This window comes from Variovorax sp. GW821-FHT09D05 (assembly GCF_059416325.1).
In genome coordinates this window covers 548,919-564,633 of sequence record NZ_JBWKOZ010000001.1, presented here as the reverse complement: position 1 = coordinate 564,633, position 15,715 = coordinate 548,919, and the positions used below count along the sequence as shown (strand labels likewise).

Genomic DNA, 15,715 nt, shown 5'->3' with positions numbered 1-15,715 from the left:
TCAGGAGCCGGCCACGCGCACGCGCTTGCCGTCCTTGTAGGTGAAGACGGTGAAATCCGGCTTCTGCAGGTTGCCCTTGGCATCGAAGCTGATGGTGCCGGTGACGCCGTCGAACTTCACCTTGCGCATTGCCGGCAGGTAAGCCTCGGGCTCGACCGAGTTGGCCGCGCGCATGCCGGCGGCCAGCGCCATCATGGCGTCGTAGAGGTACGGCGCGTAGGTCAGCACGTCGACGCCATAGCGGGCCTTGTAGCGCTGCTCGAAATCGGCGCCCTTCGATGTCTTTTCGAGTTCCTTGCCGCCGCGCGTGCAGTAGAGCAGCCCGTCGACCGCGCCGCTGCTGATCTTGGCGACCTCGTCGGTGCACAGTCCGTCGGTGCCGAGCAGCTTGGCCGTGATGCCGAGCTGCTTCATCTGCCGTGCGATGAGCCCGCCCTGCGCGTCCATGCCGCCGTAGAACACCACGTCAGGCTGCTTGCTCTTGATGGTGGTGAGGATGGCCATGAAGTCGGTGGCCTTGTCGCTGCCGTACTCCTGCGCCACCACGTTGCCGCCCAGCGCCTTCACGCCGCGCGTGAACACCTCGGCGGCGCCCTGGCCGTAGGCAGTGCGGTCGTCGATCACGGCGATGTTCTTCGCCTTCAGGTCTTTCACCGTGTAGTTGGCGATGGCCATGCCCACGTCGTCGTCGCTGGCCAGGATGCGGAAGACGTTGCTGTAGCCCTGCTTCGTGAAGGTCGGGTTGGTGGCGGTGGACACGTCGGGCAGGCCCGCGCGGCTGTAGACGGCCGAGGCCGGAATGGCTGCGCCCGAGTTGAAGTGGCCCAGCATGCCCTTCACGCCCATGTCGGCCAGCTTGTTGGCGACCACCATGGCCTGCTTGGGATCGGCCTGGTCGTCTTCGGACTGCAGCACGAACTTGATCTTCTTGCCGCCAATGACAAGGCCCTGCCTGTTCAGGTCTTCGACCGCGAGCCGCGCGCCGTTGTCGTTGTCCTTGCCCCAGTGGGCGGCGCCCCCGGTGAGCGGGCCGGCGTGGCCGATGGTGACGGTCTGCTCGGCCTGCGCGAACGCGGCGACGGGCAGGCCCAGAACGGAAACCAGTGCAATGCCCAGGGCAGTGCAACGGGTGCGCAAAACAATCATCGGAAGTCTCCTCGTATCGTTGGCATGGGGTCGGCACGCAGAATAGAGTCGTGGGCGCAAGCCGAACAAACGCTAAAAACGCACAACGTTGTGCACGCCGGGAAGGACACCGTCTCCCGGGCACGACCGGTGCTTTGGCTGAACGACTGAGACAACCGCTGGCAATCGATGAGAAAAGACATTCCCAACCTTGGCGCGCTGCAGGCCTTCGAGGCCTCGGCGCGGCTGGGCAGCTTCACCCGCGCGGCGACCGAGCTGGCGCTGACGCAAAGCGCCGTCGGCCGGCAGGTGGCCATGCTCGAACAGCGGCTCGGCGTGCCGCTGTTCTCGCGCGTGCGGCGCCGGCTCACGCTGACCGACGTGGGCCGCGAATACGCGGCGCGCATCAGGCGCCACCTCGACCAGATCCGCCGCGACACGCTGGAGATCAGCGCCGGCCACGAGATGGGCTTCGTGCTGGAACTGGCGGTCGTGCCCACCTTTGCCACGCAGTGGCTGATACCGCGGCTGCCGGAGTTCAGCCTGCTGCATCCGAACATCACGGTGAACCTGTCGGCGCGCTCGCAGCCCTTCTCTTTTCAGGAGAACGCGTACGACGCGGCCATCTACTTCGGCGACCAGTTCTGGCCGAACACGCGCGGCGGGCTGATCTTTGCCGAGGGCGAGATGGTGCCTATCTGCAGCCCCGCGTTCCGCGATGCGCACGGGCCATGGGACGAAGCCGGCTTCGAGCAATGCCGCCACGTGCACCTGAGCACACGCGCCCATGCGTGGCGCGATTGGTATGCGCAACAGGGCTGGGAGTACACGGTGCACGCATCGCGCGGGCCGCGCTATGAACTGTTCACCATGGTCGTCGCGGCCACTGCGGCAGGCATGGGCGTGGGCCTGGCGCCGCGCATCCTGATCGAACACGAGTTGCGCGCCGGCGAACTCGTGATTCCGGTGGACCGGCACCTCGACGTGCGCCAGGGCTACTACTTCGCGTACCCCGAAGGCCGGCCGGCCTCCGGGGCGCTGGAGCACTTCAAGCGGTGGGTGCTCGGGCTGACGCCCGCCTAGACAGGGTTGGGATTGCGTTCGAGAAAGCCCTGCTGATGCCAGTAGGGATAGGCCCGCGTCGTCGCGCTGGCCGCATCGAGCTCGGCAACCTGCGCGGGCGTGAGGTTCCAGCCCACCGCGCCGAGGTTCTGCCGCAGCTGTGCCTCGTCGCGCGCACCGACCACCACGCTCGACACTGTCGGTCGCTGCAGCAGCCAGTTCAACGCGACCTGCGGCACCGTCTTGCCGACTTCGGCGCCAACCTTTTCCAGCGCATCGACCACGCGGAACAGCAGTTCGTCGGACACCGGCGGGCCCATGTCGGCAGTGACGTGCAGGCGGCTATTGGCAGGCAGCGGCTGGCCACGGCGGATCTTGCCCGTGAGCCGGCCCCAGCCCAGCGGGCTCCACACCACCGCGCCCACGCCTTGATCTTGCGCCAGCGGCATCAGCTCCCATTCGTAGTCGCGGCCGACCAGCGAGTAGTAGGCCTGATTGGCGACGTAGCGCGCCAAGCCGCAGCGCTCTGAAACGGCCAGCGACTTCATCAGGTGCCAGCCCGAGAAATTCGACACACCGATGTAGCGCAGCTTGCCCGCGCGCACGAGGTCGTCGAGCGTGCCAAGCGTCTCTTCCACCGGCGTGCTCGCATCGAAGCCGTGCAGCTGGAACAGGTCGATGTAGTCGGTGCCCAGTCGCTTGAGCGCGCCATTGACGGCCTGCACGAGGTGATGGCGCGACGAGCCCACGTCGTTCGGCCCCTCGCCGCTGCGGAAGGTGGCCTTGGTCGAGATCAGCAGCCCGTCGCGCGGGCGGCCCTTGATCGCCTCGCCGAGCACCGACTCGGCTGCACCAGCCGAATAGATGTCGGCGCTGTCGAACATGTTGACGCCTGCCTCGAGGCAGATGTCGATGAGCTTGCGCGCCTCGGCCACGTCGGTGCTACCCCACGCGCTGAAGAACTCGCCCTTGCCGCCGAAGGTGCCGGTGCCAAAACTCAACACGGGGACCTTGAGGCCTGATTTGCCTAGATGACGGTATTCCAAAGTGGTACTCCTTGGTGTTTGCGGATTCGGGAAAAAGAAAACCGGCAAGCCGAACAGCCTGCCGCGCGGCCATTGTTGGACGGAGCGTTGAACCATGTGGGCGAGCGGGCTTTGTTGAAGCCGGCCACAAGTGGTTGACAAAGCCGCCACAAAACTCTCTTTATCGGTCAGTAGCATGCGCCGCGAGGTTGTGATCCATGTCGTGCACAGATGCGCGGACACGCCTCGCGAAGAGTCAGCAACCAATCAAAAAGCTTCAGGGAGAAACCACATGCTTGTCGAAGTCGACAAACACGGAATGATCAGTCACGCAAGGGTCAGGCATGCTCGCAGCCCGCAGATCGAACGTGGAAAAAGGACCGGGGCAATCACCGGCATCGTCGTGCATCAGACCGATGCCGATACGCTGGCATCCTCATTGAACAGCTACAAGAACCCCAAGGCGAACGGAGCGCACTTTCTCATCGACAAGGATGGGACGATCTATCAGACGGCGGCGATCTATCAGAGGACGAATCATGTGGGGCCGTTGAAGGCGAGGTGTCTGGCGACGGCAAGATGCGAACCACGCGATTTTGCGAAGGTGGGAGTAGAGGGAATGCACCAGATCGAAATGCGAAAACCACCGGGCGAACGTTATCCAGGGAACATGGAGGCAATCGGGATCGAGATCGTCGGAAGGGCCAGATTGCCTGCGGGATTTAGAGCTGCCGGAAAGGAAGCAGAGCTGACTCTTGATGAGTTGCGCGGCAGGCGTGGAATCTATGACGAGCCAACTGCAGCACAGAATCAGTCGCTCTCGTGGCTTGTCAGCGTGCTTCGGGAGTCGATCCGAATCGATAGCGAGGAAGTTTTTCGTCATCCTCTGGTCAGCCGCAAGAACCCGACAGAGGCCCAGGGGGCAAATTGGAAAATGCAGGTGCCAACGCCATGAAAAGAAACATCGCTCTCTTGATTCCAGTGGCATTTTTGATTGCGGCTGCGATGTTTCCGGCACAAGCGTCGGACAGGCGGTATCCCATCAGCCATGTACAGAAGGTTGAGATCACAGAACCTTCGGGCAGAACGGTATGGGAGAACAAGGATTTTCTCGATTGCGATGATGTCGTTTTGACGGAAGAGGACGTTCTTTTTGCCCTGCGGCATATGCGCCGGATTTCGCGTAGTGCCTACAACCCTGAAAAAACTGATACCACGGGCTGCGAAGGAGGTGCCAACGTCACGTTCAAGAACGGAAAAATCCTCATCATGGGTATCGAGCCCAACGGACGAACTCTTGCTCTCGAGTACGACGCAAGGATGAACCGCATGAGCAGTCCGACGAGCTTCTACGAATGCAGCCCTTGCCGGAACCGCAAGATGGCGCTGCTGAAAGATGCGCTGAATCGAGCAGATGAGCGACGGCTCAGGAAGCTCGAGGCGGAGGGAAAGATTCCTCCCGGCGAAGCCGAGCGCCGGCTGAAAGCCCTGCGCGTCAGCCGCTGACTGCCCTCACCCAACCCGCTTCGGCGGGTTTTCTTCGCCCGGCCCCTCGATGCACAGCCCTGCCGGCTCGATACCATCGCCCGATGCGAATCTCCCTCGAAAGCCCCACCCAGCCCGACGTCGTCCAGCTCATTGACGACCTCGACGCCTACCAGAAGCCTCTATATCCGCCCGAGTGCCACTACGGCATCGACATCGCGGCACTGTCTGCACCGAACGTGCTGTTCGCGGTCGCCCGCGACGGCGAAGGCACGGCCGTGGGCTGCGGCGCCATCGTGATGGAGCCCGGCTTCGGCGAACTAAAACGCATGTACGTGCGGCCGGAGAACCGCGGGCAAGGCGTCGCGGCGAAGGTGCTCGGCTTTCTCGAAGGCGAAGCGGCGACGCGCGGCTGCGCGGTCTTCAGGCTGGAGACGGGCGTGAGCCAGCCGGAGGCGCTGTCGTTCTATGCGCGTTCGGGTTATGAGCGGCGGGGGCCGTTCGGGGGCTATCCGGACGATCCGTTCAGCGTGTTCATGCAGAAGGGTGCGGACCGTCCCGAAAATCCCTAGCCGGCACGGCGATCCTGCCGGCTGCAAGCAGGAGCTTGACGATGAATGCCTCGCATCAACCGGACGACTGCACCCCACTCTTGGAAGCACTGGCAGTGCCACATCGGGCCGGTGCTGCCTACAAGGCCCTGCTGGAGCTCGGGCCACGCGCCCTGCCCTCGATTCGAGACGGGTTAAAGCACCGAAACGCGGACATACGCCTGCACTGCTGCCGATTTCTCGACCGCCACCTTCAGCCCGACACCCTCGCCAGCCTGATCGGGATTCCGCATGCTCAAGACGACACCAGCAGACGCATAGCCCGCGACGTGTGTAATGCGGAGTTTGTTGGGCAGTTCAAGCACGAGACGCGGCTTGCTAAACCAGCGCACAACAGGTGGCGCCTGCGAAAGACCAATCGCAAGTAGCGAGGAGAAAAACGCCCAGAAAGTCCAGTCTTGATAGAAGGGGGGCTCATGTTGCTCCAGAGGTTTCTTCCGACAGTTGTACACACGGCTTCAAGCAAAACGTGCAGCGCGCGCTATCTCCCTTGCTGCGCAATTTTGTTTCAAACACTGCGGCTAAACCACTACCGATTGATCACGTCGCCTCTAAAGGCATCCACCGCAGCGCTCTTCACCGAAGGGCGCCATATAGCCGACTGAGACCGAACACGGCTGTTGGCGTACTTGCACTCCGGGCTGGTCACGTCAACGGCCTCTGGAAATTGCTCATGGGTCGTCACTTATCGACCAGCTTCCGTCGGAAGCCAGCGGATTGACTCCCGACGAGCAAATCGCCCTAGGGAAATCCCTAGTTAACGGGCCACGAGGGCCTGCCCGCGCCGTTTCCAGAGGGAATAAGCCCTTGCAAAGGCACCTCCATGCCCCTTCACCCCTGGCCCGTTACTTGCGATCTCGATCAAAAATGACAGAAAATTTTCTTATCTGACTTATATTTGTAAACTGGTTTTCAAAAAACGCACACTTTCGGGCACGTTGCACCCTTCATGAGCATCCTCGTCGACACCCCAGGCACCACCGTGGCCCAGCGCATTGCGCAAGCGTTGCCGCGGCTGTCGCGCTCGCACCGGCAGGTGGCCGACTACGTGCTGGAGCACCCGCTGCAGGTTGCCACGCTGCCCATCGACGAGCTCGCCGCCGCGGTGGGGGTGTCGGTCGCCACGGCCAACCGTTTTGCGCGCGCGCTGGAGTTCGATGGCTACGCCACCTTCCGTGCGGAACTGGTGCGCGGCTTCGAGCCGCTGGTGGCGCCGGTGGAACGCATGCGAGGCAACCTGGAGCGCCCGAGCACCGTGTCCGAGGTGTTCGCCACCGCGCTCGACGAGAGCCGCCGCAACATCGAAGCCACGCGGCAGTCGCTGGACTACGCCGCCTGCGAAGCCGCGGTGGAGCGCATCGGCAAGGCGCGTTCGATCTACATCGGCGGCTTCGGCGCCAGCGCATGGCTCGCCGGCCTGCTGCAGCACGGGCTGGACGGCAGCTGCAACGACGTGCGCCTGCTCTCGGGCGTAAGCGGTGTCACCCATGCCGCGCGCACGCTGATGCACGCGGGGCCGAAGGACGTGTTCATCGGCCTGACTTTTCCGCGCTACCTGACGGACACCATTTCGCTCGCGCAGATCGCGCGCAGCCAGGGCTGCTCGGTGATCGCGCTGACCGACCGCCCCAGCTCGCCACTGGCCCCGCTGGCCGACGTGGCGCTCTATTGCCAGACCGAAACCAGCTATCGCCCGAATTGCGAGACCAGCGTGCTCGCGCTGATCGAGGCGCTGACCAGTGCAGTCGCCCTGCGCGCGCCCGACCCCGTGCAGTCGGCCGGCCGCATCCTGCAGGCAGTGCGGCCCTGGCTGCACGGTGCCAACGGCCTGCCGCGCATCAACGGCACAGGCAACGGTGCTGCCTCTCTGCCCCATACATCCGATGCCCCCGCCCCCAGCGGCGCCGGCAGCAAGAAGAAGAAAGCTTCCCGATGACCCAGACTCATGTGCCCGTGATCGCCATCCACGGCGGCGCCGGCACCATCAGCGCCGCCACGACCAGCGCCGAACAGGCGCAGGCCTACCACGACGCGCTGAAAAGCATCGTGGCCGCCGCTCAGGCAGCGCTGCTCAAGGGCGCATCCGCGCTCGACGCCGCCTGCCTCGCGGTCGAGATGCTCGAAGATTGCCCGCTCTTCAACGCGGGCCACGGCGCAGTGTTCACGCACGACGAAACCCATGAGCTCGACGCCGCCGTGATGGACGGCGCCACGCTCGCCGCCGGCGCCATTGCCGGCGTGTGCCATGTCCGCCGTCCGGTGCGCGCCGCGCGCGCCGTGCTCGAAGACGGCGCGCACGTGCTGCTGGCCGGCGCGGGCGCCGAGTCCTTTGCACGCGAACGCGGGCTGGAGATGGTCGAGCCCTCGTTCTTCTCCACCGAGGCGCGCCGCCAGCAGCTCTACCGCGTGCGCGACACCGGCCGCGTGGTGGTCGACCACGAAGGCGCGTCGATGGCGGCAGCAACGCCGCCGCTCGACGAAGACAAGAAGTTCGGCACCGTCGGTGCGGTCGCGCTCGACATGCACGGCCACCTGGCTGCCGCCACCTCCACTGGCGGCATGACCAACAAGCGCGTCGGCCGCGTCGGCGATTCGCCGCTGATCGGCGCCGGCACCTATGCCGACGACCGCACGGCCGCCGTGTCGTGCACCGGCAGCGGTGAGATGTTCATCCGCGTGGCGGCTGCGTACGACGTGTGCGCCCGCATGGCCTACAGCGGCGCCACGCTCGAAGCCGCCACGCACGCGGTGGTGCAGCAGTCGCTGCCGGCCATCGGCGGCACCGGTGGGCTGATCGCCGTCGACCGCCACGGCAATCTGAGCCTCGCCTTCAACACCGAAGGCATGTACCGCGGCCACGCGCGCGGCGACGAAGCGCCCCATACGGCCATCTTCGCCTGACAACGCATCGCCGCACGCCCCATTTTTCTTCGCACTCCCATGTCCACCCCTGCCCTCGCCCTGCCGGACGGCCGCGTTCTCGCCGTCGACGACCTCACCGTTCGCTTCTCGACTTCCGAGCGCACGGTCGATGCCGTGAAGAAGCTGTCCTTCCACGTCGACCATGGCGAAACGCTTGCAGTGGTGGGCGAATCGGGTTCGGGCAAGTCGGTGACCTCGCTCGCGCTGATGCGGCTCGTGGAGCACGGCGGTGGCCGCATCCTCGGCGGGAGCATGGCGTTCCGCCGCCGCAACGGCGAAGTGCTCGACCTCGCACAGGCACGCGACAGCGCAATGCGCAACATCCGCGGCGCGGACATCGCGATGATCTTCCAGGAGCCGATGACATCGCTGAACCCGGTGTTCACTGCCGGCGAGCAGATCTCCGAGGCCATCCGCATCCACCAGGGCAAAAGCGACTCGGCCGCGCGCGCCGAAGCGCTGCGCATGCTGGAGCTGGTGCGCATTCCTGAAGCGCGCAACGTGCTCGACCGCTTTCCGCATCAACTCTCGGGCGGCATGCGCCAGCGGGTGATGATCGCTATGGCGCTGTCGTGCAAGCCTCAGCTGCTGATTGCCGACGAGCCGACCACCGCGCTCGACGTGACCATCCAGGCGCAGATCCTCCAGCTCATCCGCGAGCTGCAGAAGGAGATGCACATGGGCGTGCTCTTCATCACGCACGACATGGGCGTGGTCGCCGAGATTGCCGACCGCGTGCTCGTGATGTACCGCGGCGACAAGGTGGAAGCAGGCAGCTCCGACACCGTGTTCGCGGCGCCGCAGCACCCCTACACCCGCGCACTGCTATCGGCCGTGCCCAAGCTGGGCGCCATGCAGGGCACCGACCTGCCGGCCAAGTTCGAGTTGCTGCGCACCGAGGCCAGCGCCGACGCCCAGCCCGTCGAAACGCCCACGCAGCAAGACACGGTGCGCCAGGACACCGGCCCCATTCTTCGCGTGCGCGACCTCGTCACGCGCTTCGACGTGCGCAGCGGCCTCTTCGGTCGCGTGAAGCGCCGCGTGCATGCGGTGGAAAAAATCAGCTTCGACCTGTACCCCGGCGAAACGCTGGCGCTGGTCGGCGAATCGGGCTGCGGCAAGTCGACTACCGGCCGCTCGCTGCTGCGCCTGGTCGAAAGCCAGAGCGGCGCCATCGAGTTCGGCGGCAAGAACATCCGCGAGCTGCCCACGCGCGAGCTGCAGGCGCTGCGCCGGAACATTCAGTTCATTTTTCAGGATCCGTTCGCCTCGCTCGATCCGCGCGTGACGGTGGGCTTCTCGATCATGGAACCGCTGCTCATCCACAACATCGCCAAGGGCGCCGAGGCGCAGCAGCGCGTTGACTGGCTGCTGCAGAAGGTCGGCCTGCCGCCCGAGGTGGCGCAGCGCTATCCGCACGAGTTCTCGGGCGGCCAGCGGCAGCGCATTGCCATTGCGCGTGCACTGGCGCTCAACCCGAAGGTTGTGGTGGCCGATGAATCGGTGTCGGCGCTCGACGTGTCCATTCAGGCGCAGATCGTCAACCTGATGCTCGATCTGCAACGTGAGCTGGGCGTGGCCTTCCTGTTCATCTCGCACGACATGGCGGTGGTCGAGCGCATCAGCCACCGCGTGGCGGTGATGTACCTGGGCCAGATCGTCGAGATCGGCCCGCGCCGCGCGGTATTCGAGGCACCGCAGCACGCCTACACCCGCAAGCTGATGGCAGCTGTGCCGGTGGCCGACCCGTCGCGCCGTCACAAGCCGCGCGCGCTGCTCGAAGGCGAGATTCCCAGCCCCATCCGCGCGGTGGGCGACGAGCCCGACGTGCCGCCGCTGGTGCAGGTTGCGCCCGGGCATTTCGTTGCACGGCACGCCATTGGCGGCGCTTTCTGATCCTTTCCGATCGATCAACCGATTTTTTCAACCCGCAGGCCCTCCTGCTTTTTTCCACGAACCGACTGGAGTTCTTCCATGACGCAATCTTCTTCCTCCCTGCGATGGGCATCCGCACTGCTGGGCTTGGCCGCGCTGGCCGCTTCGGGCACGGCACTGGCCGCGAAAGACGTGGTGCTCTCGATCGGCTACCAGCCGGAAACGCTGGACCCGTACAACACCAACACCACCATCACCACTGCAGTGACCAAGACCTTCTATGAAGGCCTGTTCCAGTTCGACAAGGACCTGAAGGTGCAGAACGTGCTCGCCGAGAGCTACGACGTGTCGAAGGACGGCCTGGTCTACACCATCAAGCTGCGCACCGGCGTGAAGTTCCACGACGGCACCGACTTCAACGCCGAGGCCGTGAAGTTCACGCTCGACCGCGTGCTGAACCAGGACAACAAGCTGCTGCGCTACAACCAGTTCAACCGCGTGGGCAAGGTCGAGGCGCTGAACCCGACGACCGTGCGCATCACGCTGAAGGAGCCCTTCGGTCCCTTCATCAACTCGCTGGCCCACGCCTCGGCCGCCATGATTTCGCCCACCGCGCTGAAGAAGTGGGGCAACAAGGACATCGCCTTCCACCCCGTGGGCACGGGCCCCTTCGAATTCGTCGAGTGGAAGCAGACCGAAGCCGTCAAGGCCAAGAAGTTCGACGGCTACTGGAAAAAGGGCTACCCGAAGATCGACACGGTCTCGTGGAAGCCTGTGCTCGAGAACAACACGCGCGCCGCGATGCTGCAGACCGGCGAAGCCGACTTCGCGTATCCCATTCCCTACGAGCAGGCCGACCTGCTGAAAAAGAGCGACAAGCTCGAAGTGGTGGCCACGCCGTCGATCATCACGCGCTTCCTGGCATTCAACATGCTGCAGAAGCCCTACGACAACGCCAAGGTGCGCGAAGCCATCGGCTACGCCATCAACAAGGAAGCGCTGGCCAAGGTCGCATTCGGCGGCTATGCCTTCCCCGCGCAGGGCATCGTGCCGCAGGGCGTGAAATACGCCGAGAAGATGGCTCCCATTCCCTACGACCTGAAGAAGGCCAAGGAACTGATGAAGGAAGCCGGCTACCCCGACGGCTTCGAGTCGGTGCTGTGGAGCGCCTACAACAACACGACCAGCCAGAAGACGATCCAGTTCGTGCAGCAGCAGCTCGCGCAGATCGGCATCAAGCTGCAGGTGCAGGCGCTCGAAGTGGGCCAGCGCACCGAGCAGGTGGATGCATGGCCCGATCCGAAGACGGCGAAGGTTCGCATGTACTACACGGGCTGGTCTTCGTCGACCGGTGAAGCCGACTGGGGCCTGCGCCCGCTGTTCGCCTCGGAAGCGTGGGCGCCCAAGCTGAACAACATGTCGTTCTACAAGAGCGAGGTGGTCGACAACGCGCTGGCCAAGGCGCTGGTGACGGTCGACGAAAAAGAACGGACCGCGCTCTACAAGACCGCGCAGGACGAGATCCGCAAGGACCTGCCGCGCGTGCCGATGGTCACGGAGCAGAACCTGTCGGCGCATGCCAAGCGCCTCTCCGGCGTGTTCGTGATGCCCGACGGCAACATCAACATCGACGCAATCTCCGTAGCGAACTAAGCCTCGCCCCCTCACCCGCCAGGGTGAGGGGTTGACCGCCTGCACCCCATGCTGAATTACTTTCTCAAACGACTGTTGGGCCTGATCCCCACGCTGCTCATCGTGGCGGTGCTGGTGTTCCTGTTCGTCCACATGCTGCCCGGCGACCCAGCGCGCCTTGCCGCCGGCCAGGAGGCCGACGAGCAGACCGTGGCCATGGTGCGCGCGGAGCTCGGGCTCGACAAGCCGCTGCCGCAGCAGTTCGTGAGCTTCTTCACCCACATGCTGCAAGGCGACTTCGGCACTTCCATTCGCACGCGGCGGCCGGTGTCGGTGGAAATCGGCGAGCGCTTCTTCCCGACGGTGATGCTGACCATCACCAGCATGGTGTGGGCGGTGATCTTCGGCATGGGCATCGGCATTGTTTCGGCCGTGTACCGCAACAAATGGCCCGACCGGCTGGGCATGACGCTCGCCGTGTCGGGCATCTCTTTTCCCGCATTTGCACTCGGCATGCTGCTGATGCAGATCTTCTCGGTCCAGCTCGGCTGGCTGCCCACGGTGGGGGCCAGCAGCTGGAAACACTACATCCTGCCCTCGATCACGCTGGGCGCGGCCGTGGCGGCCGTGATGGCGCGCTTTACGCGGGCCTCGTTCGTCGAGGTGATCCAGGAAGACTTCGTGCGCACCGCGCGCGCCAAGGGCGTGCGCGAATCCAGCGTGGTGTTCAAGCACACGCTGCGCAACGCGCTGATTCCGGTGGTGACGATGATGGGCCTGCAGTTCGGCTTCCTGCTGGGCGGCTCCATCCTCGTGGAGGCGGTGTTCAACTGGCCCGGCCTCGGCCGCCTGCTGGTCGACGCCGTGCAGATGCGCGACTACCCCGTCATCCAGACGCTGGTGCTGCTGTTCTCGCTCGAATTCATTCTGATCAACCTGGTGGTGGATGTGCTGTACGGCTACATCAACCCGACCATTCGCTACAAGTGAGCAAGCAGCCATGACGCAAGCTTCCGGCGTGCCTGCCGAAACCCTCATTCCAACGACACCTGTCGCGGCCGTCCAGATCGCTGGCAAGGTCCGCACGCCCTGGGGCGAATGCTGGCGCCGCTTCAAGAAGCAGCCGGTGGGCATCGTCGCCGCGCTCTTCGTGCTGCTGCTGGTGTTCGTCGCGGTGTTCGCGCCGTGGATCGTGCCCTTCGACGCGGAGAACTTCTTCGACTACGACATGCTGAACACCGGGCCTTCGGCCACGCACTGGTTCGGCGTCGATCCGCTGGGCCGCGACATCTTCAGCCGCATCCTGATGGGTGCGCGCATCTCGCTGATGGCGGGCTTTCTCTCGGTGCTGGTGGGCGGCTTCGTGGGCACGGCCTTCGGCCTGCTGGCGGGCTACTACGAAGGCTGGTGGGACCGCATCGTGATGCGCGTCTCGGACGTGCTGTTCGCCTTTCCCGGCATCCTGCTGGCGCTGGGCGTGGTGGCCATCCTGGGCAGCAGCATGACCAACGTGGTGGTGGCTGTGTCGGTGTTCAGCGTGCCGGCGTTCGCGCGGCTCGTGCGCGGCAACACGCTGGTGCTGAAGCAGCAGACCTACATCGAAGCGGAGCGCAGCATCGGCGCTTCAGACTGGACCATCATCGTGCGGCACATCCTGCCGGGCACCATTTCGTCGATCGTGGTGTATTTCTCGATGCGCGTGGGCACCTCGATCATCACGGCCGCCAGCCTGTCGTTCCTGGGCATGGGCGCACAGCCGCCCACGCCCGAATGGGGCGCAATGCTCAGCGAAGCCCGCGCCGACATGGTGACCTCGCCGCACGTGGCGCTGTTCCCCAGCCTGGCCATCTTCTTCACCGTGCTCGCCTTCAACCTGCTGGGCGATGCACTGCGCGACGCGCTCGATCCGAAGATCGACCGCCAGTAATTTCCGTTCTTCTTCATGTCTTCCAGCAAGCAGCAAGCCCCTCTCCCCTTCATCGGCAACCTGCTCCAGGGCGAACGCAACGCCATCACCGACGTCGCGGGCGTCACCGTGGGCCACCAGACGCTCAGCGATGGCCCCGTGCAGACGGGCGTGACGGTGATTCGCCCTCACGCCGGCGACCCGTTCCGCGACAAGGTGCCGGCCGCCGCAGTAGTGCTCAACGGCTTCGGCAAGAGCGTGGGGCTGGTGCAGGTGGCTGAGCTCGGCGTGCTCGAAACGCCGATTGCGCTGACCAACACGTTTTCGGTCGGCACCGTGGCCACGGCGCAGATCCGCCATTGCGTAGCCGACAACCCCGAGAGCGGACGCACGCTGCCCACGGTCAACCCGCTGGTGTTCGAGTGCAACGACGGTTTTCTCAACGACATCCAGCGCATGGCCGTGACCGAGGCCGACTACCTGCAGGCGCTGGCTGATGCCGGCGTCGACTTTGCGCAGGGCTCGGTCGGCGCGGGGCGCGGCATGTCGAGCTTCCAGCTCAAGGGCGGCATCGGTAGCGCATCACGGCGGGTGTCGGCGCGCGAAGGCGGCTGCCATACCGTAGGCGCGCTGGTGCTGGCGAACTACGGACGCCAGCCGCAACTGGTGCTGGCCGGGCATTCGGTGGGCGACCGGCTGGCGAAGCTGCAGGCCGCGCGCAGCCTGCCGGCGGTGGACGAGGCCGAGAAGGGTTCGATCATCATCATCGTCGCCACTGACGCACCACTCGACGCTCGCCAGTTGCGCCGCCTGGCGCTGCGCGCGGGCGCCGGACTGGCCCGCACGGGCTCGGTCTTCGGGCATGGCAGCGGCGACATCGTGCTGGCCTTTTCCACCGCCTACACCGTGCCCGACCGCGTCGAGCGGCCGATGCCGGCCGTGGCGATGCTGCACGACGGGCTGCTCGACGGGCTGTTCCAGGCCGCGGCAGACAGCACCGAGCAGGCGATCATCCATGCCCTGTGGCGCGCAACGCCCGTGACCGGTCGCGACGGCAACCACCGCGCCGCACTGGGCGACGTGCTGCCCGCCTCCGCCCTTCTTTCTACCCACGCCTGACTGCGAGCCGCTCCATGAAAGTCCTGATCTCCACAGACATCGAAGGCGTCGCCGGCGTCTATCACTCCGAGCAGGTGCGCCCGGGCAACCCCGAGTTCGAGCGCGCGCGCCTGCTGATGACGCAGGAAGCCAACGCAGCGATTGCCGGCGCCTTCGACGCAGGCGCCACCGAGGTGCTGGTGAACGACTCGCACGGCGGCTTTCGCAACATGCCGCCCGATGTGCTCGATGCGCGCGCCCGCGTCGTGCAGGGCAAGCCGCGCTACCTGAGCATGGTGGCGGGCGTGGAAGAAGGCGTGGACGCCGTCTGCATGGTCGGCTACCACTCGCGCGCGCAGGGGCGCGGCATCCTGGCGCACACGATCAACAGCTTTGCGTTTGCCGGCATCACGCTCGGCGGGCAGGAACTGGGCGAGGCCGGGCTCTATGGCGCGCTGGCCGGCGAATACGGCGCGCCCGTGGTGATGGGCAGCGGCGACGACGTGTTCATCGCCGAGAACCGCCCGCTCTTTCCGCACGCGACATTCGTCGAGACCAAGAAGGCGACGGGCTGCACCAGCGGCATTTCGCTGTCGCCCGAGCAGTCGCGCCGCGCGATTCGTGCGGGGGTGGAAGAAGCGCTGGCCGCGCGTTCGAACGCGAAACCGCTCGTTTTCAAGGGGCCGCAGACCGTGACGCTGCGCACCCAGTCAACCACGCTGGCCGACCTGTTCTGCCAGTGGCCGGCCTTCGAGCGCGTCGACGGCGTCACGCTGCGCTTCACCGCCGATACGGTGGAAGCGGCGGTGCGCATGCTGAACTGCTGTTCGGCAATGTCTTCGATGCTGCGCTGAGGCGCCAGCCCCTCTTCAGGCCTGCATGGCGAAGCGGATGGCCGCGCGGCCAGGAACCCGTTCGCCCATCCGGGCCTTGTCCGGTTCCTAGAATTCCCGGGTCCGGCAACTCTTTTCCGG

15 protein-coding genes are annotated in these 15,715 nt (G+C 65.3%); 13 read left to right on the top strand and 2 right to left on the bottom strand.

From position 1 onward, the window contains the following. Positions 1–1,146 (bottom strand): branched-chain amino acid ABC transporter substrate-binding protein, encoded by a 1,146-nt coding sequence (locus AC07O3_RS02670; protein ID WP_093054535.1) that lies wholly within the window; start codon positions 1,144–1,146, stop codon positions 1–3. Positions 1,147–1,314: 168 nt separating this feature from the next. On the opposite strand from AC07O3_RS02670, the gene AC07O3_RS02665 reads away from it, so the two are divergent. After that, positions 1,315–2,208 (top strand): LysR substrate-binding domain-containing protein, encoded by an 894-nt coding sequence (locus AC07O3_RS02665; RefSeq protein WP_093054533.1) that lies wholly within the window; start codon positions 1,315–1,317, stop codon positions 2,206–2,208. On the opposite strand, the gene AC07O3_RS02660 is transcribed toward AC07O3_RS02665, so the two are convergent. Next, on the bottom strand, positions 2,205–3,233 hold the full coding sequence (locus AC07O3_RS02660; RefSeq protein WP_495338513.1) for an aldo/keto reductase: 1,029 nt from the start codon (positions 3,231–3,233) through the stop codon (positions 2,205–2,207). The two genes, AC07O3_RS02665 and AC07O3_RS02660, sit on opposite strands and share 4 nt — an antisense overlap. A gap of 271 nt (positions 3,234–3,504) precedes the next feature. Here AC07O3_RS02660 and AC07O3_RS02655 point away from each other — a divergent pair, with 271 nt between their 5' ends. From AC07O3_RS02655 to AC07O3_RS02600, 12 genes are all read left to right on the top strand, one after another. Next, the gene (locus tag AC07O3_RS02655; RefSeq protein WP_093054529.1) at positions 3,505–4,167 is read left to right on the top strand and encodes a peptidoglycan recognition protein family protein; all 663 of its coding nucleotides are present in this window, start codon (positions 3,505–3,507) and stop codon (positions 4,165–4,167) included. Continuing rightward, positions 4,164–4,718, top strand: a complete 555-nt coding sequence (locus AC07O3_RS02650) for a hypothetical protein (RefSeq protein ID WP_093054527.1) — start codon at positions 4,164–4,166, stop codon at positions 4,716–4,718. The genes AC07O3_RS02655 and AC07O3_RS02650 overlap by 4 nt, the downstream gene beginning before the upstream one ends. A gap of 83 nt (positions 4,719–4,801) precedes the next feature. Beyond that, the gene (locus AC07O3_RS02645; protein ID WP_495338512.1) at positions 4,802–5,269 is read left to right on the top strand and encodes a GNAT family N-acetyltransferase; all 468 of its coding nucleotides are present in this window, start codon (positions 4,802–4,804) and stop codon (positions 5,267–5,269) included. A 41-nt stretch (positions 5,270–5,310) separates the two neighbouring features. Further along, entirely contained in the window at positions 5,311–5,676 is a 366-nt protein-coding gene (locus tag AC07O3_RS02640) for a hypothetical protein (RefSeq protein WP_143042580.1), read from the top strand. Between the two features lie 581 nt (positions 5,677–6,257). After that, on the top strand, positions 6,258–7,244 hold the full coding sequence (locus tag AC07O3_RS02635) for a MurR/RpiR family transcriptional regulator (protein ID WP_495338511.1): 987 nt from the start codon (positions 6,258–6,260) through the stop codon (positions 7,242–7,244). Then, the gene (locus AC07O3_RS02630; RefSeq protein WP_495338510.1) at positions 7,241–8,209 is read left to right on the top strand and encodes an isoaspartyl peptidase/L-asparaginase family protein; all 969 of its coding nucleotides are present in this window, start codon (positions 7,241–7,243) and stop codon (positions 8,207–8,209) included. The genes AC07O3_RS02635 and AC07O3_RS02630 overlap by 4 nt, the downstream gene beginning before the upstream one ends. 39 nt (positions 8,210–8,248) lie before the next feature. Next, on the top strand, positions 8,249–10,126 hold the full coding sequence (locus tag AC07O3_RS02625) for a dipeptide ABC transporter ATP-binding protein (protein ID WP_426392893.1): 1,878 nt from the start codon (positions 8,249–8,251) through the stop codon (positions 10,124–10,126). A gap of 78 nt (positions 10,127–10,204) precedes the next feature. Then, positions 10,205–11,758 (top strand): glutathione ABC transporter substrate-binding protein GsiB, encoded by a 1,554-nt coding sequence (gsiB, locus tag AC07O3_RS02620; RefSeq protein ID WP_093054515.1) that lies wholly within the window; start codon positions 10,205–10,207, stop codon positions 11,756–11,758. Positions 11,759–11,806: 48 nt separating this feature from the next. Continuing rightward, complete coding sequence (gene gsiC / locus AC07O3_RS02615) at positions 11,807–12,727, top strand: glutathione ABC transporter permease GsiC (RefSeq protein WP_093054513.1); 921 nt, start codon at positions 11,807–11,809, stop codon at positions 12,725–12,727. A gap of 10 nt (positions 12,728–12,737) precedes the next feature. After that, complete coding sequence (gene gsiD, locus AC07O3_RS02610; RefSeq protein ID WP_093054511.1) at positions 12,738–13,664, top strand: glutathione ABC transporter permease GsiD; 927 nt, start codon at positions 12,738–12,740, stop codon at positions 13,662–13,664. A gap of 15 nt (positions 13,665–13,679) precedes the next feature. Further along, entirely contained in the window at positions 13,680–14,762 is a 1,083-nt protein-coding gene (locus AC07O3_RS02605) for a P1 family peptidase (protein ID WP_354336042.1), read from the top strand. A 14-nt stretch (positions 14,763–14,776) separates the two neighbouring features. Then, positions 14,777–15,595, top strand: a complete 819-nt coding sequence (locus AC07O3_RS02600; RefSeq protein ID WP_495338509.1) for a M55 family metallopeptidase — start codon at positions 14,777–14,779, stop codon at positions 15,593–15,595. The last annotated feature ends 120 nt before the right edge of the window (positions 15,596–15,715 follow it).